Raw genomic sequence first — 23,880 nt, forward strand, 5'->3', positions numbered from 1 at the left:
TCATTTCGGAACTGGTTCATTTCCATTGATTGCATACATCACGCATTGCATCGATCATGCCTCGGACGGCTTCTTTTCCGCCGAGATGTACGATCACTGGGTACAGTGTGGCGAGGTCTTGCATGAGGTCAGCGCGGGTTCGATGGGCGAGGGGATGGAGATGAGATTGCCAGTTGCTGAGTGAGAGGATGGCAAGGGGAAGACGGGGAAGATAGATACTAAGAAGTTCAGCACAGGAAGGCTTGTGAGCAATGCTATAGATAATAGTGTAAGTTTGGGGCAGGAATGATTCAGGTAGTTGTTGAGCTAACTCAGTCAATATCTTCACTTGATCGGATTCATCTTCCATCAACTGTATGAGCAAAAGTATCTCTAAAAAGTATGTAGAGTCGATCTGGGCGAGATTCATCAATGCGAGTATCTGCTCATACAAACTCCAAACATCTGAGCAAAACGATGCCATCAGCGGATTTTGTGCTAGTAGATCTGGTTCAGAGGTTTCCTGAATCATCCGCAACGCTGACAAAGCTTCTGAAAAGTAAGAAGAGTCAATTTTCGCTAACTCGATCAATAGCTTTGTTCGACTAGATTTATCCTGAATTGACCGTGCAACTGACAAAGCTTCTGAAAAGTAAGAAGAGTCAATTTTGGCTAATGTAACTAATACTGCTGCCCATTCAGGCGTATTTGTAATGAGTAATTTCTCTACTTGACTGGATTTATTTTGAATCGACTGCAAGAATGACAACAGGTGAGCACGGAACGCTGAATTAATTTTAGCTAAATGAAACCACATCCCCGGACGACTGTACTCATACTGGATTAACTCTATTGATTCTACGGCTGCCAATAATTTAGGAGAATCTACAGCCTCATTTTCTGCTAACGCAATTAACACCCTTGCCCGACTAATCTCGTCCTGAAACGACCCTGTGACTGCCAGCAACTGAGCAAAATTCACAGCGTCATTTGTCGCTAACTTTATTAGTACTCTTGCTCGATCAGATTCATCGTGAATCAACTCTGCGGCTGACAATGCTTCTGAAGAATACGTAGAGTCGAGTTGTGCCAAGTCACAAAGCATCGCAGCACGTCTGTAATCATCCTGAATTAAGCGTGCAGCATTTAATGCCTCTAAAAAGTACGCACTATTATTTTTTACTAATTCTAAAAAAACTCTGCCTTTCTCTCAACATTACGAATAGTCCTAGCAACCCTGCTCCTTACAGTGAAGACTTGCGCCGCAAAGCCGTTGCTGCGGTCAAGCGCGGAGAACAGAAAACCGATGTCAGTAAGATGTTCCATATCAGTCGCAATACGCTCGACCTCTGGGTCAAACGCGAACAGGAGACCGGAGACTGCCAAGCGATTACGAACTTCCAGCAAGGCTGTCGGCATAACATCACGGATTGGGAACGCTTTGAAGCCTTTGTTGTCCAGCATAACGGCAAGACACAAGCAGAAATGGCAAAGTTATGGGGCGACGGGGTGACGCAGCAAAATATGAGTGCAGCGATCAACAAGCTGGGCATGAGTCGAAAAAAAAGACGTACGGCTATCGCGAACGGGATGAACTCAAGCGGGTTGAGTTCGAGGAACGATTAAAGACCAAAATGGATACTGAACTTGTTTACGTTGATGAAGCAGGCATCGACAATCGGGACGAGTATCCCTATGGCTAAAGCAAGCTTGGGCAACGCTGTGATGCCCTCAAGTCTGGTAAGCGCACTGAGCACATCAGTTGGATTGCCGCGCTCAAGCAAGGCAAGTTATTTGCGCCAATGACGTTTTCTGGCTCATGCAACCGAGACTTGTTTGAGGTGTGGCTAGAGACCTGTCTACTACCAAAACTGCAACCGGGCAGTGTGATTATCATTGACAATGCCAGTTTCCATCGCTCCCAAGCCATGGATGAAATTGTGGCGCAAGCTGAGTGTGAACTCTGGTATCTACCGCCCTATTCACCAGACTTGAACAAAATCGAGCGATGGTGGTTTGTGCTGAAGAATTGGATGCGGCAACGCTGGGATGAATTTGAGACCTTTCGCGACTGTGTCGATGTCGCTTTTAGAGATAGTCCTAACGTACTTAGGTCGGGCTATACTGTCCAACCTCAGCGGAACTTGCGGGGAGACATCCCAGGATCTTAATCTACACACCAGACTGATTCGTCTTCGCCGCGAACAGATTCTCTGGGATGTTTGAACTGTATTCGACTTCTCTCTCAACATACAAGCCGATAATTCCATTCGCCCGGGCAAAACAATGATTCACCTGAGTATGCCGTAATGATTCGGGACGCAATGCAACGATTTGCCTAGGCAACATGCAACACAACGATTGACACACATCCGATCGCAAATCAATGTTTATTTTGATCGCTAAACATTCCCCCGCTTCCACTCACTAAAGCCTTTTCCTAAAATCACAAACAGTACTAGAGTTCCTTGAATCACTCCCGCAAGAGACGATTCTAAATTCAAATCGAGCGGCAACTGCAAGCTGCCAATGTTCAGCGCACTGAAAAAGAACGCGATCGGCAAAAGTAACCAAGCATTCATTCCCGCCAACATTGCGACTAATAACGCTAAATATCCCAATCCGCTTGAAATGTTGGGAATCAAGCGATGAAAGACAGCCACAACTTGCAACGCTCCCGCAACGCCTGCAAACGCACCACAGATTGCAAATGAACTGAGTAATTGTCGAATCGATGGAATGCCGAGAACATAAGCTGCTCTGAGATTTTGCCCAACGGCTCGAAGCTTTAAACCGAAATGTGTACCGCTGAGAACGACGATCGTTAATGCGATCGCAATCAGCGCGATCAAAACCGAAATTGGGCTTGCATCTGTATTACCAAACGTCGGCAACCACAGCGATTCTGGAAATTGTTCTGTGCCGCTCATCGATGCAACACCCGGACGTTTCCAAGGTCCAAACACCAAATACAAAGCAATCCCATCGGCAAGAAAGTTCAAGCCTAAGCCTGCAAAAATTTCATTGATGCGTCCATAAATATTGAGAACGCCTGCGAGTAATCCCCACAACATTCCACCCATTCCGCCAGCCACAATCGCAAGAAAAAGTGTCAGAGCAGGAGGCAAAGAATCTTGCCCTAATCGCAGTATCAAGGTTGCAGCAATCCCACCGAAAGCAATTTGTCCTTCAATGCCTAAGTTGTATAAGCCAGTTGTGAAAGTGAATAGTAATCCACAAGAAGCGATGAGCAATGGACAAAGTGTAGAAATCACACGGGCGAACTGTCCAGGCGTACCAAATGCCCCGGATGCAATTTCAGAAATGACCGCGATCGGGGAAGCCCCTGCTAACACGATAATGATTGCAACAAAGATCAAAGCAAGCACGATCGCACCAGCTTGATAGTAAAGTGTTTTACTCAAAGCGTCCCCCAATCATCTGTCCAAGCTTTTCGACTGTGAGTTCTGATGCTGCAATCGGCTCTGAAACTTCTCCACCACTGAAGACTAAAACGCGATCGCTATACTGCATGATTTCATCCAAATCTGAAGACATAAATAAAATCGTGGTGCCAGTTTGACATCGAGCAATTAACTGCTGCCAAACCCACAAGGTTGATTCAATATCTAATCCGCGCGTCGGATGCTCCATTAACAATAAATTTAATGGAACAGGTAACAATGCAAGCTGTGTCCGTTGTTGATTTCCGCCAGACAGTCGTTCAACATGAGAATGGGGCTTGCCTCGAATGTTGAACATTGCGATCGCTTCGAGTGCTGTCTGATGCGTTGCTTTCCAATCAATGAATGGCGACTGATTCGGCTGACGTAAAATCACATGCTCATGGATCGACAAGCCTCGAATTAAGCCATCTTTCAGCCGATCCGCAGGCGAATAGCCAATTCCATGTTTGAGATACGCTGGATACGGTTTTTGAGTCATATCAAGCGCATCAATCTCGATCCTGCCTGCTGAAGCTCGCATTAATCCAACACAGAGTAAGAGTAGTAATTGCTGTCCGCTGCCTTCGAGTCCTGCAAGCCCGATCACTTCACCTTTATAGGCGGTCAAAGTATCGACTTTCAAAGTTAAGCGATCGTCTTTGACCACAATGCCGTCGAGTTCCAACATTGGTTCAGATTGCTGAGTACTCGGCTTGATCGGTAAAGCAAGTTCTTTCCCAAAGATCAGATCAATCAGCACTGAATCTGGACAAGGAATTTCCACATGACCAACGACCTGCCCTGCCCGCATTACAGTAACGCGATCGCATAACTCCTCTACATCCTCAAGCTTGTGCGACACGAAGATCACAGATTTTCCTTCAGCCGCTAATCGTCGTGCTGCTTCAAACAATGCCGTCTTTTGAGACGCAGAAATTCCGGTCGTCGGTTCATCGAGAATTAGGGTCTTCACACCGAGAGACAACAATCGAATGATTTCCAACTGTTGGCGTTCTCCAACGGTTAGATCAGCAACACGAACATCCGGATTGAGTGAGAAATTAAAAGTTTCGCTCAGACGAAGAAATTCTTGCCGAGCACGATCGAGATTCACGAACTTCAAACCCGAGAATAATCCTTTCGCCAGCACTTCGCCTCGACCGACCACAAAGTTATCCAGCACCGAAAGGGGTGGAAAGTCGAGCGGATCTTGATGCAGCATCCCAACGCCAGAGCGAATCGCATCAGCAGGCGTTTTAATGTTAGCTGCTTCACCATCGAAGAGGACTGAGCCAGAATCGCGCGAGATGAAACCACTGAGAACTTTGACGATCGTGCTTTTTCCCGCACCATTCTCTCCGAGCAAGCCATGAATACTTCCTGCTTGAACAGTCATCGAAACCTGATCATTTGCCAGGACTTGCCCAAAGCGCTTTGTAATCTGTTGGAGTTCGATTTGCATAGTTCAACCCACTCTGTAACGCGAGAACTCCAAGTTTCTAAAAAACTCGGAGTTCTGAAGAATTTAGCTATTTACTGGGTCCATCCATTCCAGCTAACAACTGTGGCATGTACCAAATTTGTTGTTCTGTTGCAGTCTCTCCGGCTTTGACAAAGTCTGTTCCATCTTGAAACTTGATCGGTCCTTTGTAGAGATTAATGCTGCCACTGCTCATTCCTTTGACAAACTCATCCAGGAATTTTTGATTCTCACCTAACGCCTGACCTGGATTAAACCCGATCATTCCAGCAGTGGGATTGGTGAGGTTTTGCCAGTCAGGACCAGACCAGACAAATTCGCTCGTGTACTTGCCATCTTTTGCTTTCTGCAAAGCATCTGCATAAGGAATTGACCAATTGTAAAACGGTACACCCAAACAAATGCTAGGAGCTAGCGAACAGCCCGTTGGTAAGTCATAGTGAACGTATTTTACTTTCTTCCCAGCTTCTGCTGCTTTTTTTCCTTGTACTGCTGCTTCTGGCGTATCAATGCCACTCATCACGACATCAAAGCCCCCATTGTAGTAGTCATCAGCAACCTTGGTCGGATCAAGCGTTTTACCTGGAATATTGAACCAGAATCCAATCCAAGTCACTTTGAACGTCAACTCTGATGCCGGACGCTTTCGATAGGTCTCCCAGCAGTATTTTGCGCCGAGAAAAGCAGCAGAACTATATCGCCGAGTTTCATCATTGATCAAGGGACCTAAATACCCAATTTTTCCCGTTTCAGTTCCCAAGGCGGCAGTACATCCGGCAATCATCTTCCCGTACTCCATCCGTCCCATGATATTGCCGAGATTGGCTTGGTTTTTGAAATTCTTGCCGTCTTTCCAAGCATAATCCCCAGAGGCATGAATCACAGTCACATTGGTATGTTTCTTGGCAGTCTCCAAGGCATCATCTTTAAAGTCATCCGAGTTAAAGATAATGAATTTTGCGCCTTTGGCAATCAAGTCATCTGCGACTTGAGAACCTTTAACGTTGGGACGATCGCCAGGGTTCACCTTGTCTACGTACTCTAATTTTGTACCCGCAACTTTTTGAATTGCACTTTGAATGCCCTCAAAGTGTACCTGGTTCCAGCCTGCATCGTTTTTTGGACCCACTAAAACCATGCCAACGACGTAATCTCCACTGCCAGCAGCAGGGGAGCCTGCAGAGTTAGGAGTGCTCCCACCTCCGCAGGCTCCCACGATCGAGCCAAGAACAACGGTCAGTCCGATCTGACCGAGAAATTTCGATACCTTCGATATCTTTGTCATATTTTGCAGAACGCCAAGTAGGTGAGGTGTGGGAGCGAATTCAAGATCGAATTATCACGAATCCAGAACGCAGCAAAATGTATTGCAAGCCACATCAAACTATCAAGAATTGTTAGGATTCGTAGAAAATTCTGATTTTTTTAATTCCTCGATTGCGTTCTGACATCTCGAAGGGGAATCAACAGAAAATCTCAGCAGGACTTCTCCGCTCAGAAATCTTCTAATAGCCATTCTGAAGCGCGATCGCCCAAATCGATCGGAATACTGACTGCCTTGCCCTGCCTTGGACGTTCACGAGTTTTTGCAATATAAGACTGCACCTGTTCGATCGCGCCCCATCCTGCCAAATACGTCGCCACCTGATCCAAATGCTCCAAATATTCCGCCTCAGACAGCGGGAACGACAACTGCTCCAAATATTTCCACATAATCTGAACAAAGAACTTCCCTTGGGTACGGCGCACCTGGATATCGTAGGAGCGCCCCCACTTCTGGAGCAGAATTTGTTGAAGATCTCGTCCTGTCATCATGGCGATCGCAAAATTTGTAACATTTCGTAAATCAATTCCACAGTCTCGTATCGATAATCTGAATGTCAAGAAATGTATAATAAATCTTAGAAAAGCTACAGACAGCCGACTCTAAGGGATTTCTGGACATCCGATTGGACAAACTTGAAGTGCCCTAGATCGTCATTCGCTCGTCATTGTGTAGCCCTCTCCATGTAAATTGATTTAAACACAGAGCTTTCAAATCAGTTCTGCGCGAAATCTTTTGTCATCCATCTCATTTCCGCAATCCCTAGAGAAGAAGTCATGGCTCAATTATCCGAATCTTCTGATGTCCCAAGCATGGGTCGTCGCCAATTTATGAACGCCTTGATGTTTGGCTCTGAAGCGTTGGTCGCGCTCGGTGCTTTATATCCAGTCGTGAAATACTTTATTCCGCCGTCGGCTGGTGGCGCTTCGGGAGGTGTCACGGCAAAAGACGCGCTTGGCAACGATATTCTTGTCAGCGAATATACAAAATCCCATCCCGCCGGCGATCGTTCTCTCGCTCAAGGCTTGAAAGGTGATCCGACTTACGTTGTGGTCACAAATGATGGCATTGAGAGCTATGGCATTAACGCGGTGTGTACTCACCTCGGTTGTGTCGTGCCTTGGAACGCAAATGAAAACAAATTTATGTGTCCGTGCCACGGTTCGCAGTATGACAGCACTGGCAAGGTCGTTCGTGGCCCCGCTCCTCTGTCTTTGGCATTGGTTCATGCCAGCGTTGAGAACGACAAGATCTCCTTTACGCCTTGGACTGAAACCGATTTCCGTACAGGCGACGATCCTTGGTGGGCTTAAGCCGCTGACTTTGAACCATTGCACAACATAGTGAACAGAGATGAGAAGTAGTTTTCTAAGAAAAGCGATCGTGACGATCGCGGCGATCGCAACGTTACTCGCAGGCAGCTTTGCTTTGCCTCAAGCAGCTTCTGCATACCCGATTTTTGCTCAAAGCCAATACGAAAATCCCCGTGAGGCTACGGGTCGGATTGTCTGTGCAAACTGCCATTTAGGTGCAAAGCCGACCGAAGTAGAAGTTCCTCAGTCCGTTTTGCCGGATACCGTGTTTGAAGCAGTGGTGAAAATCCCTTACGACACCAGCGTGCAGCAAGTGCAAGGCGATGGCTCGAAAGGTCCGTTGAATGTCGGTGCAGTCTTGATGTTGCCAGACGGATTCAAGCTTGCTCCAGAAGATCGGATGACTGACGAGCAGAAAGAAAAGGCTGCGGAACTCTACATTCAGCCTTACAGTGATGCTCATCCGAACTGGTTGGTCGTTGGTCCTGTTCCGGGTGAGCAGTATCAAGAAATCGAGTTCCCGATTCTTTCGCCTGATCCGAAGACTGATAAGTCTTTGCGTTTTGGTAAGTATCCGGTGCATGTCGGCGGAAACCGCGGTCGTGGACAGGTTTATCCGACTGGACAAAAGAGCAATAACGCGGTCTATAACGCTTCTGCGGCAGGTCAGATTTCTGCGATCGCGAAAACCGAAGAAGGCGGCTATACCGTTACGATTACGGGCGAAAATGGCGCAACTGCAACTGATGAGATTCCAGCAGGACCCGAGTTGATCGTGGCTCAAGGTGACACGGTGAAAGCAGGTGATGCGTTGACCAGCAACCCGAACGTCGGTGGATTTGGTCAAGTCGATAAGGAGATCGTGTTACAGAACCCAGACCGGATTAAAGGTCTGCTGGCTTTCTTTGCGATCGTTTCCTTGACTCAAATCATGTTGGTTCTGAAGAAGAAACAGGTCGAGCGCGTTCAAGCCGCTGAAATGAATTTCTAATTCTAGAATTCAACCGAATTGAATGGAGCAAGCCTAACCGCTCGCTCCATTTTTTGTGTTAAAACACCCCACTCCCCACTCCCCACTGCTTCCAATATTGATGTCATGATCCGAGCTTTTCAGCGTAGCGCTTCAATTCCCATGCCATCCGCTGAATCCCTTTTCGTTCCTCTTGACGAATAAAAGGCAGCAAAAAACGGGCAAACGTTCCAGAAAAATTTTGCTGATACGAAAATCGTGTTTGATTCACTCCGATGTCTTGTAGCTCAAACACATGCTCATTGTGCAAACCGGGAATCGAAGAAAGCCACTTCAAACAGTAATTAGGTTGAACTAAAGTGACGATCGGGCGAAATTGAATTTCATCTTCTCCGGGCGATCGTAAAACTGACAATGAAACATCTCGTCCTTGGACAAATGGGCGATTTGGGTCACAATCAAATAGAAAGGTATTCCAATATTTCCAGCGTTCTTTGGCGATCAGGATTTGCCAGATCTGCGATCGAGCGGCATTAATTTCAACTTCGGTGTATAAACTCGGCATAAATCATGTCCTCAGACGATCGCAATTAACAATTCGTGACCCTTTATTGCGGTAAGATTTGCCGAGTCGCAAATCACGCACACAATCCATGTCAGATCTTCTTACCCCTAATTCCAGTTTTAGCTTGACTATCCGCTTTGAGGTTCCGAATCGTCCGGGAATGCTTGCCAGTGTCACCCAAGCAATCTCCACACTGGGTGGCAGTATGGGACAGATTGATTTGATTGATCAGACTCGCGCCATTTCGATGCGGGATATCACCATCGATGCGGCGAGTGCTGAACATGCAGAAACGATCGTGCAAGCCGTTAAAGATCTCCCTCACATTAAAGTGCTCGATGTGTACGATCGTACGTTCACTCTTCATCGAGGCGGCAAAATTAGTGTTGTCAGTAAGATACCCCTCCGAGGTCAAGCAGATCTCGCGATGGCTTATACTCCTGGGGTCGGACGGATTTGTAATGCGATCGCAGAAGAACCGCAGCGCGTGTACGAATTGACGGTGAAAGGAAACATGGTGGCGATCGTCACCGATGGCAGCGCAGTGTTAGGCTTAGGAAATCTTGGGGCTGAAGCATCGATGCCCGTGATGGAAGGCAAAGCGATGCTATTTAAAGAATTTGGGGGATTGGATGCCTTCCCGATTTGTCTTGCGACTCAAGATACGGATGAAATTGTAGAAACCGTCAAGCGGATTGCGCCTGTATTTGGCGGCGTGAATTTAGAAGATATTGCTGCCCCTCGATGTTTTGAGATCGAAGCACGATTGCAGCGAGAGTTGAATATTCCTGTCTTTCATGATGATCAGCATGGAACGGCGATCGTCACGCTTGCTGCACTGACAAATGCTCTAAAACTTGTCAACAAGAACATGTCTGACGTGCGGATCGTGATCAATGGCGCAGGCGCAGCGGGAGTTGCGATCGCAACGTTACTTCAGAAAGACGGAGCGAATGAAATCATCATGTGTGACTCGAAAGGAATTTTGTCGATCGATCGCACGGATTTGAATCCTCAAAAACGCAGCTTTGCAGTTGATCAATCGGGTAACTTAGTCGATGCGATGAAAGGTGCAGATGTCTTTCTGGGCGTGAGTGCGCCTGGAGTCGTGACACCGGAGATGGTGAAATCGATGGCAACTGATCCGATCGTCTTTGCGATGGCAAATCCGATCCCTGAAATTCAGCCGGAACTGGTCAAAAATGATGTTGCAGTCATGGCAACCGGGCGCAGTGATTACCCGAATCAGATCAACAATGTGTTGGCATTTCCGGGGGTGTTTCGTGGGGCATTAGATTGTCGTGCTTCGACCTTTACGACAAATATGTATTTGCAGGCAGCTTTAGCGATCGCGTCTTTGATCAAAACCGATGAACTCGATCGAGAACATATTGTGCCCTCTGTCTTTGATGAGCGGGTGGCGAAGGTGGTTGCTGCGGCAGTTCAGCGGGCTGCGAGAGAAGATGGAGTCGCACAGGGATAAATGATTTCTTAGGACTTTAGGAGTTAAAACTTTCCGAACATTTTCTATCCTTAGTGGAAGAGTCAGTACAATAACAGCGGATTGCGGGGACTGAGCAACAACTGAATTCATTCAGATTGTCAATGTTCTAGAGATTACATGTCCACTATTCGCAATAAGTTATGAAGATTCTCACTCACAAGTCTGAGTTGAAAGTGCTTGGACTGCCTGCTGACCAGGGAAGATGGCTACTTCTTCCATTAGGGATGAGTGTTCTGCTATGTCTGGGCAGTATTTATGCTTGGAGCGTCTTTAGAAAGCCTTTAGAAAGTGAACTGAACATTAGCGCAACAGAAAGCTTATTACCTTTTACTGTGGCGCTTGTTTTTTATGCTGCGCTGATGCCGATCGCAGGGTTCTACATTTCTAAGCTTGGAACTCGCACCATGACGGCAATTGGAGGAATCATTGTCGGCTGCGGCTATCTTCTTTCGAGCTTTGTCCATCAAATTGAAATGATGGTGCTGACCTATGGAGTGATCGCTGGTACGGGAGTTGGGATCGCTTACGGTGTCCCGATGGTTGTCGTTTCTCGGTGGTTCCCAGATCAGAAAGGGTTAGCCGTTGGACTCACGATCGTTGGATTTGGGCTTTCTCCTCTGATTACGGCTCCCCTAGCAAATCAACTCATTGACATTTACACCGTTCGACCGACTTTACGGATACTTGGGATCATTTTTACGATCTTGATTCTAGCAATCGCTTGCACCTTGAAATTACCGCCTAAAGATTGGCACCCTCAGAGAGATTTAGCTGCTTCAACGACGATCTCTGCCCGAACTTATCCAGCGAACTTATTCAAAAGTCGATCGTTCTATGGACTTTGGATTTGCTATGCGATCGCAACGTTGATTGGCTTAAGTGCCATTGGAATTTCTAGTCCAGTCGGTGAAGAGATGATCAACATTGATCCAAAATTCGCAGCGAGTAGTGTTGCGCTGTTTGCGGTGTTTAATGGCATGAGTCGTCCTTTGTTTGGATGGTTAAGCGATCGCCTTCAGCCTCATCGTGTCGCGATCTCATCTTATACCCTCATTCTGATTGCCTGTATTCTCATGGCAAATGCTCAGCCGGGGCAAGTTGTACGGTATCTGATTGCTTTTTGTCTCTTTTGGTTTTGTCTAGGCGGATGGTTAGCAATGGCTCCAACGATCACTTTGCGATTTTTCCATCCTGACCAATACGCTCAGAACTATGGGGTTGTCTTTACTGCCTATGGAGTCGGTGCTTTAGTCGGAACTTTGGCAACTGGAAGAATTCGAGATTGGTTGGGAACCTATACATATGCGTTTTATCCGATGGCGCTGCTTGCGATCGTGGGCATCATTGTTGCTAGCTCAATGCTGAAGTGCGATTCGATTCGCCCAATAGTGCAAGAGAACGTTTAACAGAACTATAGCAATCCGATTTGAGTTGTGAAATCCGGGAACGTCCCCTAAATTCCCCATTCTGGGGGACTTTGAAGCCTCAAAATTTCCCAGTTTCAAAGTCCCCCAAGTTTGGGGGATTTAGTTAGGGGGCACAACAGACTGTGCATTTCACGATCAATTTGGACTGCTATATTTCGCCAATCTTCCTTGAGAATGCAGAACAATTCATAAAAAAATGATGTCGTTTCTTAATCGGTAACGACATCATTTTTTGCTTTAGAGAGTCTGATAATAGGCGCTATCCAACCTGACGCGGAAGGGTCGCCTCATGTTCCAAGATGCTCGAATTTATCAAATTCTCTTTCTTTCACTGTTTTTGCTCGTTGGCATTGTCACGAGAGATTGGTCATTACATCTGAGTATGGTTGGAACTGCGATCGTGACCTGTCTCGGATCACAATGGCTGATGACTCGAATCTCAGAGCAATCCTTTACTCAATCTTTCCCCAGCGCATTGGTTACAGCCTTGGGGATGAGCGTGCTATTGAGAGCAGATCATTACCTAACGATCGTACTTGCTTGTTCTGCTGCAATTGCTAGTAAATTTATCCTGCGGATTGGAGAGAAGCATCTCTTTAATCCGGGAAATTTTGGCATCATTACAGCCTTATTGCTTACTTCGGATGCTTGGGTTTCGCCAGGGCAGTGGGGTGAAGAGGGCTGGTATGCAGCGCTGTTTTTGGCAACGGGGGGATTAGTCCTCAAGCGAGTTGGCAGATGGGATACGACGATCGCGTTTCTTGCAATGTATGGCGGATTAGAAGCGATTCGGAATTATTACTTAGCTTGGACTTGGGATGTCTGGGGGCATCGATTGATGAGTGGATCGCTCCTGATGTTTTCCTTGTTTATGATTACTGATCCTCGAACCATTCCGAATTCTCAGATTGGGCGAGTCATTTGGGCAAGTGCGATCGCAGTCCTGACGTTCATTTTGCGAAATCAGTTTTTTGTCTCGACAGCAGTGTTTTGGGCATTGTTTGCACTGGCTCCGCTTAGCATTGTCATCGATAAAATCTTTCCTGATTCTCGCTTCTCGTGGGAACAGAGTGCAGCTACGACTGAGTCTTTATCAATCTAAGGAATATGCTATGAAATCATTTCGCATTTTATGTGCATTGCTCATTATTGGTCTGAGTTGCTTTTTCTTTGTTCCAAAAGCTTGGGCGTTTTGTGGATTCTATGTTGCGAAAGCAGATGCAAAACTCTATAACCAAGCTTCTCAAGTCGCGATCGCTCGAAGTGGCGATCACACTGTTTTGACGATGGCAAATGACTATCAGGGTGAGGTGAAAGATTTTGCGATCGTGGTTCCCGTTCCAACGGTTCTACAGAAAGAACAAGTTAAAGTAAGCGATCCTAAAATCATCGAGAGATTAGATGCTTTTAGCGCGCCTCGATTAGTTGAGTATTTTGATCCAGATCCGTGTGAAACGATCGACGATCGCGTGTTACGGATGCCCATGCCATCTGCACCAATGAGTGAAGCAAATGAAGCTGTTCGGAGTCGTCAAGGCTCGCTAGGAGTCACTGTAGAAGCAAAATTCACCGTTGGGGAATATGACATTCTGATTTTAAGCGCAAAAGAATCGGGGGGATTAGAAACTTGGTTAGTTGAAAATGGCTATAAGATTCCGCGTGGGGCAAAGCAGCTCTTAAAGCCTTACATTCGCCAAAAGCTCAAATTCTTTGTTGCAAAAGTCAATCTCAATGAGTTTGATAAAGCTGGATTTCAATCTCTTCGTCCCTTGCAGATTACTTACGATTCGCCCCGGTTTATGCTCCCGATTCGATTAGGGATGATCAATGCTCAGGCGGCTCAAGACTTGATTGTTTATATCCTGTCTCCCAAAGGTCAGGCTGAGGTAACTAATTACAGAACGGTCAAGGTTCCCTCGGATTCTGAAGTTCCATTGTTTGTCAAAGATGAGTTTAGCCACTTCTACAAATCAATGTTTGATAAAAGCTACGATCGCGAAGATCGCAAAGTTGCTTTTCTAGAATATGCCTGGAATATGGGCAATTGTGATCCCTGTTCGGCTGAGCCTCTCAATCCTGAAGAGTTGAAGCAAGCCGGGGTGTTCTGGCTAGAAGGTTCTGAACCTGTTGTGATGCCTCGTGGTCGTCGTCGCCCAGTTGTAAGCTCTGATGTGTTTATCACACGGCTGCATGTTCGCTACACGCGCGATAAGTTCCCCGAAGATCTAATGTTCCAAGAAACGAATCAGCAAGAAACCTTCCAAGGACGCTATGTTTTGCGGCATCCTTTCAACGGTAAAACAGATTGTCCTGCTGGAAGACGCTATCAGCGATCGCTGCGCCAACGGTTTGAAGAACAAGCCCAAACGCTAGCACGTCTCACAGGCTGGAACATTGATGAGATTCGCAAAAAACAACCGCGAGTTCAGAGCCAACTCCCTTGGTGGCAAGATGCATTGATGTCGATCGCGGGTATGTAGGAACGTTATATGGAGAGATAGGGGAGTGGGGGAATAGGAAGATAGGAAGCCGTCTAGGTCTTAGTTCTCCCTATCTCTCCATTCCCCATTCTGCGAGATTAATATGGTCAACTACTAGCCCTCCTGCAATGAATGATTGGAACTACTACTAAGGAGTTAGCTTCCGGATTGTAGGACAACTAATGAGCGACCCATCACTGGAACATTTTTCGTTCCTGTAAACAGAATCTTCTCAGTGGTAAAGCTTGGCTCTTTTGTATTAATCAGCGCAGACCATTTCCGCTGGCGTAATCGAGTCGGTAGGACAAAATTTAGCATTTCCCAATGCGCATTAAACAGTAATAGGAAACTACTATCTCGAACTCGTCCACCTTTGGGACCGCGATCGGGCAATTCACTTCCATTCAAAAACACAGCGATCGCTTTTGCATATCCATTGCACCATTGTTCCTCGGTCATGTCATGCCCATCGGGATTAAACCAAGCAATATCATTCACACTCGATCCATGAATCGCCTGCCCTTGAAACCACCGCTGCCGCCGGAAAATGGGATGTGCTTGACGGAAATGAATCAACTCTCGCGTGAAATTGAGCAGATCAGACTGAGAAGTGCATAACTCCCAATCCAGCCAAGACAGTTCATTATCTTGACAGTAAGCATTATTATTCCCGAACTGAGATCGACCCATCTCGTCGCCCATCACAATCATCGGAATGCCTTGAGATAACATCAGCGTTGTGAGCATATTGCGCTGTTGTCGCTCTCTTAGACGCATTACTTCCACATCATCTGTCTCACCTTCTACACCACAATTCCAAGAGCGATTGTGGCTTTCACCGTCTCGATTGTCCTCGCCGTTGGCTTCATTGTGTTTCTCGTTGTAGCTCACAAGATCGCGGAGCGTGAAACCATCATGAGCCGTCATGAAATTAATGCTGGCATGAGGTCGTCTGCCATTCGATTGATAAAGGTCAGGACTGCCCGTAAATCGATAACCAAACTCACCAAGCTTACCATCCTGCCCCCGCCAGAAATCGCGCATCTCATCTCGATAGCGCCCGTTCCACTCTGACCAAAGCACCGGAAAATTGCCAACTTGATATCCGCCATCGCCTAGATCCCAAGGTTCTGCAATCAGTTTGACTCCAGCTAGAATCGGATCTTGGTGAATAATGTCAAAGAACGATGCCAAATTATCCACTGCATAAAGCTCTCGGGCAAGCGCAGATGCTAAATCAAAGCGAAAGCCATCTACATGCATTTCTGTAACCCAGTAACGCAAGCTATCCATAATCAGCTTCAGCACTTGTGGACTTTGAACATTCAGCGAGTTTCCGCATCCTGTAAAATCCATGTAGTACCGCTCGTTGCCTTCAACTAAACGGTAGTAGTTTTTATTATCGATCCCCCGTAGAGATAGCGTTGGACCACAATGATTGCCTTCGCCTGTGTGATTGTAAACAACATCTAGAATGACTTCGATCCCAGCTTGGTGCAGAGCTTGCACCATCTGTTTAAATTCCCGCACTTGTCCGCCGAGAGTTTGATCTGCACTATACCCAGAGTAAGGTGCAAAGAAATTAATCGAATCATATCCCCAATAGTTACTTAATCCTGTGCCAGCAAGATGCCCAGGCTGGGATAGAAAATGATGCACAGGCATGAGTTCAACCGCGGTCACACCCAGAGATTTGAGATGTGCGATCGCTGCTGGATGTGCAAGTCCTGCATAAGTTCCTCTTAATGTCTCTGGCACTTCAGGATGCTGCTTTGTAAATCCCTTAACGTGCATTTCGTAGATAACAGTTTGGTTCCAAGGCGTTTGTAATAACTGATCTCCTTGCCAATCAAAAGTTTGATCAACAACAATACACTTCGGAACGAGATGGGCATCATCCAAATCAGAAAAACCTAAATCCGCATCTGGATCGTCCCAGCGATAGCTAAAAATTGCTTCACCATGTTGAACATCGCCCTCGATCGCTTTTGCATAAGGGTCGATGAGCAGTTTATTGGGGTTAAATCGATGCCCAGCTTGAGGATTCCAAGCCCCATAAACGCGAAAGCCGTATCGCTGCCCAGGCGCAACTCCAGGGACATATCCATGCCAGATAAAATTTTCACCCGTATAGAGAGGTAAACGCTGTTCTAAACCCTGTTGATCAAATAAACAAAGATCCACAGATGTCGCATGTTCAGAAAATAGTGAAAAGTTAGTTCCTTTACCATCCCAGGTCGCGCCAAGCGGATAGACTTTTCCTGTCCAAATGGGTGCATTCATAGTCGTTCAACTATCATGATTAAAAGCAGTTTAGGATATTCACACAATGATGTAGTCATCCAAGAATTGATATCTAATATCTTGCAAGCGTCCTTAACACTCGCTTCAGTGTAAGAGGTAGACTGCTGACTTCTCATCTACCAGGAGGACAAGCTAATTTCTATCTCAAGGAGTGGCTCATTTTATAGCATTCAAAAATATTTGATTTTTTCTTACATGTAAGATTTTGCCTCGTAGAGCGCGTCTGAGTAGGACATCTAAAATAGTGCCCAAATTGTGAACAGCACCCAAACAAGTCACGTTACATTGGTGAAATCAGGTCAAGCTTTGCTCAATCGAGAAGCACTTCACACACTTGAGACAATGCATGTTCAATTTTGATGTCAAGCAATTTCTCCAAGCTTTTCTAGAATTTCTCAAGCACTTGCTAGCTGCTCGCCGTGGCGCGTTACTCATGCTACTCATTGGCGTGTTACTGCCCCTATTGATTTTTGGAGAGCTAGCAGAGGATGTGTGGGAAAATCAGGGTGGCTTTCCGTGGGACGTGCCGATTCTGCTGGCAGTCCATTCAGTAAACAATCCCTGGCTTGATGCGATCGCAACTTTTCTGACAAAGCTAGGAGTCTTTTGGGGAGTGTTTCCGGTTGCGACCGGAGTCGGGGTGTTTTTGCTGTTTCGACGATGGTGGTATGCACTTGCATATCTGATCACAACTTTAACAGGCAGTATTGTGATCAACCGAACTGCAAAATTGCTTTTACATCGTGTCCGTCCGCATTTGTGGCAGTCGCCTGCACCAGAATTTGACTACGGATTTCCCAGTGGACACGCTATGTCAAGTATGACGTTTGTGACAGTACTGATCATTCTAACTTGGCAAACAAAATGGCGCTGGTGGGTATTGCTGCTAGGAGGCTTATTTGTCCTGATGATCGCGTGGACTCGTCTCTATCTTGGTGTTCATTATCCGAGCGATATCCTAGCAGGTTGGCTTATCTCGATCGCTTGGGCAATCGGCGTGAGCTTACTGATTAATCCACAACGGCGGAATGTTTCTCTACAATCTCGCTGAACCACCCTGCCTTAGAATTCACCTCTTAAAAATGCGTTCCCTTGAAAGTTGATATCAATGCTGGGGGAATCGCTGCTGAACCGATACGATCAAGCTAAAAATCCAAGTTGCGGTGCTGAATGAAAGTAGGAACTAGCTTGGTATGCGAACCTACAGTACAACAACAGAAAGCCGATGATGGGATTTGAACCCATGACCTTTCGATTACGAATCGAATCCGATTGATTTCCAAAACTAACGATGGAAAGAACTGTAGCTTATCTCAATCGACATTGCACGCAGTTTTATCTCAATCGCTGCAAAGCAGTAAGTGTAAGGATTTAAGCCACAATTTACGGCTTAGTTTATTCGTCCCCAATTGAACCCTAAAGTAAGAATATTTGAGGTTTACTCGGTTGAGGCACTTAATTTCCAATTCCGAATTTCGTTGATCGCGACTTCTGCCTGTTCTAAAGTGACTTGAGGCAGACGATTCGTGAAATAGTTATCTAGTCCAAGTGGTTTGCTCAACTCTTCTTCTATGCCATCCAGCACCTCTGGATGATTTGAGGTTAATGCCCAGTCGCGATCCCAGAAGATGCGATCGACCAATTCATCTACAACCGTATGCCAAAGACTCAAATTATCTGAGTGTGAATGGAAGGTATCTAATTCTTCATCAAACCCAAATTCTTCTTGCCCCGCTTGCCAATTGCTCAAAAGATATTTTTCAAATCCTCGCCAGACTAAATTCCGATAAAAATATTTCAGGCTTTCCTCTTCGTTGAGTCCCTCCTTCTCCAAGTAAATCTCATCTCCGAGCCGCATTTGGAGAAACGCGAAAGGAAAATAAGCAGCAGCTTCAATGACATTTGTCAGCGTCGACGGCTCGATCGTTGGATCAAGAAATGCGGAGAGACATCGGTAGAGCAGGACAACTTTTTGCTCAAAAGTGGCGATATCAAATATGCGGTCGCCTGTTAGTACTTCTGATTCTTCTAGATCACGGGTGTCTTCAAGGTTCTCGATCGCGTCCTGCATGGCAGTGAGATATACTTCTGCTTCAACGCCTTACTTGGCAGATTGCACAGGGCGGCATCCGACAAGTTTCAATCGGTGCGACCCGCACCGAATTCGACTTTGCCAATCACATCGCACATACGATTGAGACTGACCCAGAAGCGAGTTGGATCTTTGTGCTGGATCAACTCAACACTCATCAATCTGCTTCCTTAGTTCGACTCGTGGCAACCTGTTGTCAGTTAGACCTGGATTTGGGTATCAAGGGTAAGTTGGGCATCCTACACTCGATGGCTTCACGTTCTGCTTTCCTGAGTGATCCAACCCATCGCATTCGCTTCGTCTACGTGCCCAAACATACCTCTTGGCTCAATCAAATTGAATGTTGGTTTAGTATTCTGACCAGACGACTGATTCGGCGCAGCAACTTCACTTTCACTGAGGATCTCAAGCAGCAGATTCGAGCCTTCATCCGGTACTTCAATTGCACGATGGCAAAGCCGTTCAACTGGAAGTTTCAGGGCTTTGAGCCGAAGCCCCACTAAGCTGCTGCTTTATTTTCGCCCAGATGCACTAGTCAACAACCCGTAATTCAAATCACGATTTAGCCCATAATTTAAATCACAACTGCATCGTATTTCTCAAACATTGCAGATTTCTTTCAAGCTGAAGATTCGATCGGCGATCGAGTATCCTAACAGTAGACGAATCAAGGTTTTCAATCATGCAAGCACTTGAAAAACCGATTAGCTTTGATGAGTTCATCGCTTGGTATCCAGAGAATACCGGAATTTGCTACGAACTACACAATGGAGTGATTGTCGAGATGCCAAAGCCAAGAGGAAGGCATTCACGAGCCTCTGGTGATTTGGCGTTTGACTTGGGATCTGCAATTCGACAAGCAAAACTCCCCTACTTCATTCCCAAAGAGTGCATCGTCAAAGTTCTCGATCAATCTGGATATGAGCCAGACATTATCGTACTAGACGAAATCGCGATCGTAGATGAACCCCGATGGGAACGAGAATCCGTCATCGAAAGAGCCGCCTCAATTCGTTTAATCGTCGAAGTAGTCAGCACCAATTGGCGAGATGATTATTTAACCAAACTTGCAGGGTATGAAGCGTTCGGAATTCCTGAGTATTGGATTGTAGACTATGCTGCACTCGGCGGAAAACGGTTCATTGGCGATCCGAAAACTCCAACACTTAGCATTTATACCTTGGATGAAAGCGGAGAATATCAATTCAAGCAATTTCGCGGCAATGATTTGATCGAATCTCCAACGTTTCCAAATTTGCGATTAACGGCTGGCGAAGTTCTCGATCGCTAAAACTCCACCTTCTTATAGATTGCCGATAGCGACATCTGAAACGGAATCGAAGTAAATGCTAACGTATCATTTTCATCTTCGTATTCTTCCAAACTCCATTTTCGCGTTCCGGTTTTTGAGAATTGCTCAACATGGATTTTGTACTGATCGATCAGAATGTACTCCTGAAAACTTTCTACCGTTCTGTAAAACTCAAACTTCTCACCTCGATCGTAGTTTTTTGTCGAGTCTGACAGCACTTCCACAATCACCAAAGGATTTGTAATCGTATCCTTACGTTTTTCCAAATACTCTAACGATCCTTTCACAACCATCACATCTGGATACGTAAAAATCTTCCTCTGCGGCAACCATAATCTAATATCCGTGAAAAAAGCTTCGTAGGGTTGCTCAAGCCCAAAATTTAGGGCTGCATAGACATTCCCTGCAATTCGATTATGATTTGGGGTTCCGCCTGTCATCGGGATAATCTTACCGTCTAGATATTCACTTCTCGCCTCAGCTTCGGTTTCTAGCTCTAAATACTCTTCCGGCGAGTATCGTCGCTCTTGTGCTTGCACCATAGAACCTCCGGATTCTGACTTTAGTTTAATCAAACGCGAAAAAAATTCTGCGGAACGAGGCGATTTTCTCCTGAAGTTTTTAGACTAGAAGAGGCTGTGTAATTTGCATACTCGGCAGGTTTCGATCCTACAAGAAATTAAGTTGGGTCACTCCGCAGTGCAAACCATACGGAAGTGCTGCAAAATCAATGGTGTGGGCTACCGTATAAATAACGGCAATTGAACTCTAAGAAACGCCAGAAGGAAAGAACTATGGGATTATTTGACCGCATTAGCCGAGTTGTCCGCTCCAATGTCAACGACATGGTGAGCAAGGCAGAAGATCCAGAAAAAATTCTGGAGCAAGCCGTCATCGACATGCAGGAAGATTTGATTCAGCTTCGTCAAGCCGTGGCGCAAGCGATCGCTTCTCAAAAACGGACACAACAGCAATACAACCAAGCCCAAACTGAATCCAATAATTGGCAACAGCGGGCACAATTAGCGCTACAAAAAGGGGATGAAGGCTTAGCCCGTGAAGCCTTGACCCGCAAGAAAACCCACACCGAAACCGCAACTGCGCTCAAAACCCAACTCGATACCCAGTCGAGTCAAGTCGATACGCTTAAGCGGAGTCTGATCGCACTCGAAGGCAAAATTTCCGAGGCGAAGACGAAAAAAGACATGCTCAAAGCGCGTGCGAGTGCTGCCAAAGCGCAAGAGCAACTGCAAGGCATGGTCAACAACATGGGCACCAACACAGCGATGGCTGCGTTCGAGCGCATGGAAGACAAAGTATTACAGCTAGAAGCGCGATCACAAGCCGCCGCAGAATTGGCTGGAGCCGACTTAGAATCGCAATTCCGAGCACTCGAATCCGGCGATGTCGATCTCGAACTCGAAGCAATGAAACAACAAATGCTCGCAGGTTCAGCCCAACCCCAGCAATCGCTTCCCGGAACCGCTGCGCCTCAGTCTCAGACAACTCAAGCACCCAATGATGCAGCCGTTGATGCAGAATTGGAAGACTTGAAAAAACAGTTAGATAACCTTTAGTCGAAGCGTAAGGCGGTGGGGAGTGGGGAGTAGGGAGTAGACTCCTCACTCCCTACTTTTTAGCCTTCATCATTCGTTACAATTAGAAAGACAAACGGATGTAACGAAAAGGATTTTCATGGCTGACCAGTTAATACGGGCAACTGCCGCAGACGGCGGAATTCGAGCAGTCGGAGTCATTTCAAACCGTCTCTGTGAAGAAGCGAGGCAGCGTCACAAATTATCTTATGTTGCAACCGCAGCACTAGGTCGAACCATGTCAGCAGGGCTATTGCTGGCATCGAGTATGAAACGAGCAGAATCGCGCGTCAACATTCGCATTCGAGGCAATGGCCCGATGGGTGGGCTGATGGTCGATGCGGGATTAGATGGAACCGTGCGCGGTTATGTCGATAATCCAGAGGTCGAACTGCCAACCAATGCTCAAGGCAAATTAGATGTCGGGGGCGCGATCGGGAAAGATGGCTACGTCTATGTCATTCGAGATGTAGGCTATGGATATCCCTACTCGAGTACTGTTGAACTCATCTCCGGTGAAATTGGAGATGATCTCACTCACTATCTCGCAACGTCTGAACAAACGCCTTCTGCTCTTTTCTTGGGAGTATTTGTAGACGGAAATGGCGTGCAAGCTGCTGGCGGATTATTGATTCAGATCTTGCCCAAAGCAGCAAGCGATCCCGAATTAGTTGCCCTGCTCGAATCTCGACTGTCTTCCCTGCAAGGATTTACACCACTCCTACAAGCGGGTAAAACCCTACCCATGATCTTTGAAGAACTGCTTGGAGATATGGGCTTAGAAATTTTCCCGGAAACGCAGCTTGTAAGATTTCACTGTGGATGCTCTTTCGATCGCGTTTTAGGCGCACTCAAACTGTTAGGAGAAGCCGAACTTCGCGACATGATCGAAAAAGACAACGGTGCAGAAGCCACCTGTCATTTCTGTGGCGAAGTCTACAAAGCAAACATCGACCAACTAGAACAGTTGATCGATGAACTGAAAACAGCAAATTAATTTTGTAGAGGGTGCGAGCGATCTCAATCTAAACGCAATTAACCTCTGCCTTGCTCGGCATACATAGCTCGCAGCACCAGTGCTGGATCAACCCATTGGCTTGAGTATTTCAACCCCCAGTGTAAATGGGGTCCTGTTGTGCGTCCGGTCATACCGACCCGCCCAATTCGTTCACCTGCTGGCAACATCTGACCTTCATAGATACGGACATCACCGGACTGAATATACTTGCCTTGCCCGTCCCGACCGGCTGAGCCTTGCATATGACAGTAAATATGCTCCCAGGAACCCGATTCAATGACTACTGAAGTTCCACAGGCGCTATTGTCTGAAACTTCAACAACCTTGCCCGTCCACCAACTGCGAATATAGCTGCCTTCTGGTGCTGCCATATCTAAACCTCGATGGAATTCACGGCTGTAAGAACCATCGGGAGACATTCGATAGCCAAATGGAGAAGTATACCCTTGAAAATTTTCAAGTGGGAATGACGCGCCTTGCCAGCTATTGCCAGTCGCTTGTAAATTCGCCTCGATCGCGAGTAAGCCATGTTGACCCCAGGACAATGCGATCGCACCTAAAAATCCCAAGACCAGAACGACCCAGAATCGTTTCAATGCGAACCGTGATTGAACAAGTAAAGACCTCCATCCTTGCGCCATTCTTTTCTCCTTGTGTGTGAAGAGTTATCGGCAGATGCGAACTGCACTGATTTTGTTGCGCAACGAAACATAGCGTTAGACAAAAATCAGTCAAGGTCATTTAATCACAAAAAATCTTCACAGCCTTCGTATTTTCCTGCAAAATTGCGCGAATTTTTTCCGTTATATTGCGGTTGCCTCATCAATTCTTTATATTTCTCCAAAAATAATGAGTAGTTAGTCAATGCTGTATGAATTCAGTCGTACCCTCATCATCCGTTAAAGTCACCAAGTGATTTTTGAATCGATAAAGTAGATGGCTGAAGATTTGATCAATCTATCAATCTACGGCGAATTGCAAGACAAGCGAATCTTTACGGGGGCTAGGAAGAGTCAGCGTAAAAAAACCGTGATTTCACTACTGCTTAATGTGATTTCATATACACTTCAC

Annotated in this window: 22 protein-coding genes and 1 pseudogene; 12 read left to right on the top strand and 11 right to left on the bottom strand. The window is 46.3% G+C overall.

Features of this window, described 5'->3' with window-relative positions:
- Window positions 1-16: 16 nt before the first annotated feature.
- Complete coding sequence (locus J0L70_RS22805) at window positions 17-1,084, bottom strand: hypothetical protein (RefSeq protein ID WP_287455954.1); 1,068 nt, start codon at window positions 1,082-1,084, stop codon at window positions 17-19.
- A gap of 110 nt (window positions 1,085-1,194) precedes the next feature.
- Between J0L70_RS22805 and J0L70_RS22810 the strand changes: the two are divergent.
- A pseudogene (locus J0L70_RS22810) lies at window positions 1,195-2,150 on the top strand (IS630 family transposase).
- A gap of 1 nt (window position 2,151) precedes the next feature.
- Here J0L70_RS22810 and J0L70_RS22815 read toward each other — a convergent pair.
- The 5 genes from J0L70_RS22815 to J0L70_RS22835 form a co-directional block, all read right to left on the bottom strand.
- A complete protein-coding gene (locus J0L70_RS22815) occupies window positions 2,152-2,328 on the bottom strand; it encodes a hypothetical protein (protein WP_017285674.1) in 177 nt (58 codons plus the stop codon).
- Between the two features lie 53 nt (window positions 2,329-2,381).
- The gene (locus tag J0L70_RS22820) at window positions 2,382-3,404 is read right to left on the bottom strand and encodes an ABC transporter permease (RefSeq protein WP_287455955.1); all 1,023 of its coding nucleotides are present in this window, start codon (window positions 3,402-3,404) and stop codon (window positions 2,382-2,384) included.
- The gene (locus tag J0L70_RS22825) at window positions 3,397-4,887 is read right to left on the bottom strand and encodes an ABC transporter ATP-binding protein (protein WP_287455956.1); all 1,491 of its coding nucleotides are present in this window, start codon (window positions 4,885-4,887) and stop codon (window positions 3,397-3,399) included. The genes J0L70_RS22820 and J0L70_RS22825 overlap by 8 nt, the downstream gene beginning before the upstream one ends.
- Before the next feature lie 67 nt (window positions 4,888-4,954).
- Window positions 4,955-6,190: a BMP family lipoprotein gene (locus J0L70_RS22830; RefSeq protein ID WP_287455957.1), complete on the bottom strand. Its 1,236-nt coding sequence runs from the start codon at window positions 6,188-6,190 to the stop codon at window positions 4,955-4,957.
- A 209-nt stretch (window positions 6,191-6,399) separates the two neighbouring features.
- Entirely contained in the window at window positions 6,400-6,789 is a 390-nt protein-coding gene (locus J0L70_RS22835) for a DUF3067 family protein (protein WP_317135177.1), read from the bottom strand.
- 216 nt (window positions 6,790-7,005) lie between these two features.
- Between J0L70_RS22835 and petC the strand changes: the two genes are divergently transcribed.
- Together petC and petA are read left to right on the top strand one after the other, a co-directional pair.
- The gene (gene petC, locus J0L70_RS22840; RefSeq protein ID WP_017285669.1) at window positions 7,006-7,542 is read left to right on the top strand and encodes a cytochrome b6-f complex iron-sulfur subunit; all 537 of its coding nucleotides are present in this window, start codon (window positions 7,006-7,008) and stop codon (window positions 7,540-7,542) included.
- Between the two features lie 40 nt (window positions 7,543-7,582).
- Window positions 7,583-8,533 (top strand): cytochrome f, encoded by a 951-nt coding sequence (petA, locus tag J0L70_RS22845; protein WP_287455958.1) that lies wholly within the window; start codon window positions 7,583-7,585, stop codon window positions 8,531-8,533.
- A 103-nt stretch (window positions 8,534-8,636) separates the two neighbouring features.
- Here petA and J0L70_RS22850 read toward each other — a convergent pair whose 3' ends face one another.
- A complete protein-coding gene (locus J0L70_RS22850) occupies window positions 8,637-9,077 on the bottom strand; it encodes an SRPBCC domain-containing protein (protein ID WP_287455959.1) in 441 nt (146 codons plus the stop codon).
- A gap of 88 nt (window positions 9,078-9,165) precedes the next feature.
- Between J0L70_RS22850 and J0L70_RS22855 the strand changes: the two genes are divergently transcribed.
- The 4 genes from J0L70_RS22855 (at window position 9,166) to J0L70_RS22870 (ending at window position 14,488) form a co-directional block, all read left to right on the top strand.
- On the top strand, window positions 9,166-10,560 hold the full coding sequence (locus tag J0L70_RS22855; protein ID WP_287455960.1) for a malic enzyme-like NAD(P)-binding protein: 1,395 nt from the start codon (window positions 9,166-9,168) through the stop codon (window positions 10,558-10,560).
- A gap of 161 nt (window positions 10,561-10,721) precedes the next feature.
- On the top strand, window positions 10,722-11,987 hold the full coding sequence (locus J0L70_RS22860) for an L-lactate MFS transporter (RefSeq protein ID WP_287455961.1): 1,266 nt from the start codon (window positions 10,722-10,724) through the stop codon (window positions 11,985-11,987).
- A 310-nt stretch (window positions 11,988-12,297) separates the two neighbouring features.
- Window positions 12,298-13,110 carry an RnfABCDGE type electron transport complex subunit D gene (locus tag J0L70_RS22865; protein ID WP_017285664.1) on the top strand — a complete coding sequence of 271 codons (813 nt, stop codon included), beginning with the start codon at window positions 12,298-12,300 and terminating at the stop codon, window positions 13,108-13,110.
- Window positions 13,111-13,120: 10 nt separating this feature from the next.
- On the top strand, window positions 13,121-14,488 hold the full coding sequence (locus tag J0L70_RS22870) for a DUF2330 domain-containing protein (protein WP_287455962.1): 1,368 nt from the start codon (window positions 13,121-13,123) through the stop codon (window positions 14,486-14,488).
- Window positions 14,489-14,644: 156 nt separating this feature from the next.
- Here J0L70_RS22870 and glgX read toward each other — a convergent pair whose 3' ends face one another.
- Complete coding sequence (gene glgX, locus J0L70_RS22875) at window positions 14,645-16,771, bottom strand: glycogen debranching protein GlgX (RefSeq protein ID WP_287455963.1); 2,127 nt, start codon at window positions 16,769-16,771, stop codon at window positions 14,645-14,647.
- Between the two features lie 367 nt (window positions 16,772-17,138).
- Here glgX and J0L70_RS22880 point away from each other — a divergent pair, with 367 nt between their 5' ends.
- A complete protein-coding gene (locus J0L70_RS22880; RefSeq protein WP_287455964.1) occupies window positions 17,139-17,843 on the top strand; it encodes a phosphatase PAP2 family protein in 705 nt (234 codons plus the stop codon).
- Window positions 17,844-18,230: 387 nt separating this feature from the next.
- Here J0L70_RS22880 and J0L70_RS22885 read toward each other — a convergent pair whose 3' ends face one another.
- Entirely contained in the window at window positions 18,231-18,863 is a 633-nt protein-coding gene (locus J0L70_RS22885) for a hypothetical protein (protein ID WP_287455965.1), read from the bottom strand.
- Window positions 18,864-18,985: 122 nt separating this feature from the next.
- Between J0L70_RS22885 and J0L70_RS22890 the strand changes: the two genes are divergently transcribed.
- Window positions 18,986-19,387 (top strand): transposase, encoded by a 402-nt coding sequence (locus tag J0L70_RS22890; RefSeq protein ID WP_287456011.1) that lies wholly within the window; start codon window positions 18,986-18,988, stop codon window positions 19,385-19,387.
- 179 nt (window positions 19,388-19,566) lie between these two features.
- A complete protein-coding gene (locus J0L70_RS22895; RefSeq protein ID WP_287455966.1) occupies window positions 19,567-20,175 on the top strand; it encodes a Uma2 family endonuclease in 609 nt (202 codons plus the stop codon).
- On the opposite strand, the gene J0L70_RS22900 is transcribed toward J0L70_RS22895, so the two are convergent.
- Window positions 20,172-20,738, bottom strand: coding sequence for a Uma2 family endonuclease (locus J0L70_RS22900; protein ID WP_190650210.1), 567 nt, complete (start codon window positions 20,736-20,738; stop codon window positions 20,172-20,174). The genes J0L70_RS22895 and J0L70_RS22900 overlap by 4 nt on opposite strands.
- A gap of 252 nt (window positions 20,739-20,990) precedes the next feature.
- Here J0L70_RS22900 and J0L70_RS22905 point away from each other — a divergent pair, with 252 nt between their 5' ends.
- Both J0L70_RS22905 and hslO read left to right on the top strand, forming a co-directional pair.
- Window positions 20,991-21,773 carry a PspA/IM30 family protein gene (locus J0L70_RS22905; RefSeq protein ID WP_190650208.1) on the top strand — a complete coding sequence of 261 codons (783 nt, stop codon included), beginning with the start codon at window positions 20,991-20,993 and terminating at the stop codon, window positions 21,771-21,773.
- Between the two features lie 118 nt (window positions 21,774-21,891).
- Window positions 21,892-22,788, top strand: a complete 897-nt coding sequence (gene hslO / locus J0L70_RS22910; protein ID WP_287455967.1) for an Hsp33 family molecular chaperone HslO — start codon at window positions 21,892-21,894, stop codon at window positions 22,786-22,788.
- Window positions 22,789-22,826: 38 nt separating this feature from the next.
- On the opposite strand, the gene J0L70_RS22915 is transcribed toward hslO, so the two are convergent.
- Window positions 22,827-23,450 carry a M23 family metallopeptidase gene (locus J0L70_RS22915; protein ID WP_017285649.1) on the bottom strand — a complete coding sequence of 208 codons (624 nt, stop codon included), beginning with the start codon at window positions 23,448-23,450 and terminating at the stop codon, window positions 22,827-22,829.
- Between the last annotated feature and the right edge of the window lie 430 nt (window positions 23,451-23,880).

Source organism: Leptolyngbya sp. UWPOB_LEPTO1, assembly GCF_017302695.1.
Classification (GTDB): domain Bacteria; phylum Cyanobacteriota; class Cyanobacteriia; order Leptolyngbyales; family Leptolyngbyaceae; genus Leptolyngbya; species Leptolyngbya boryana.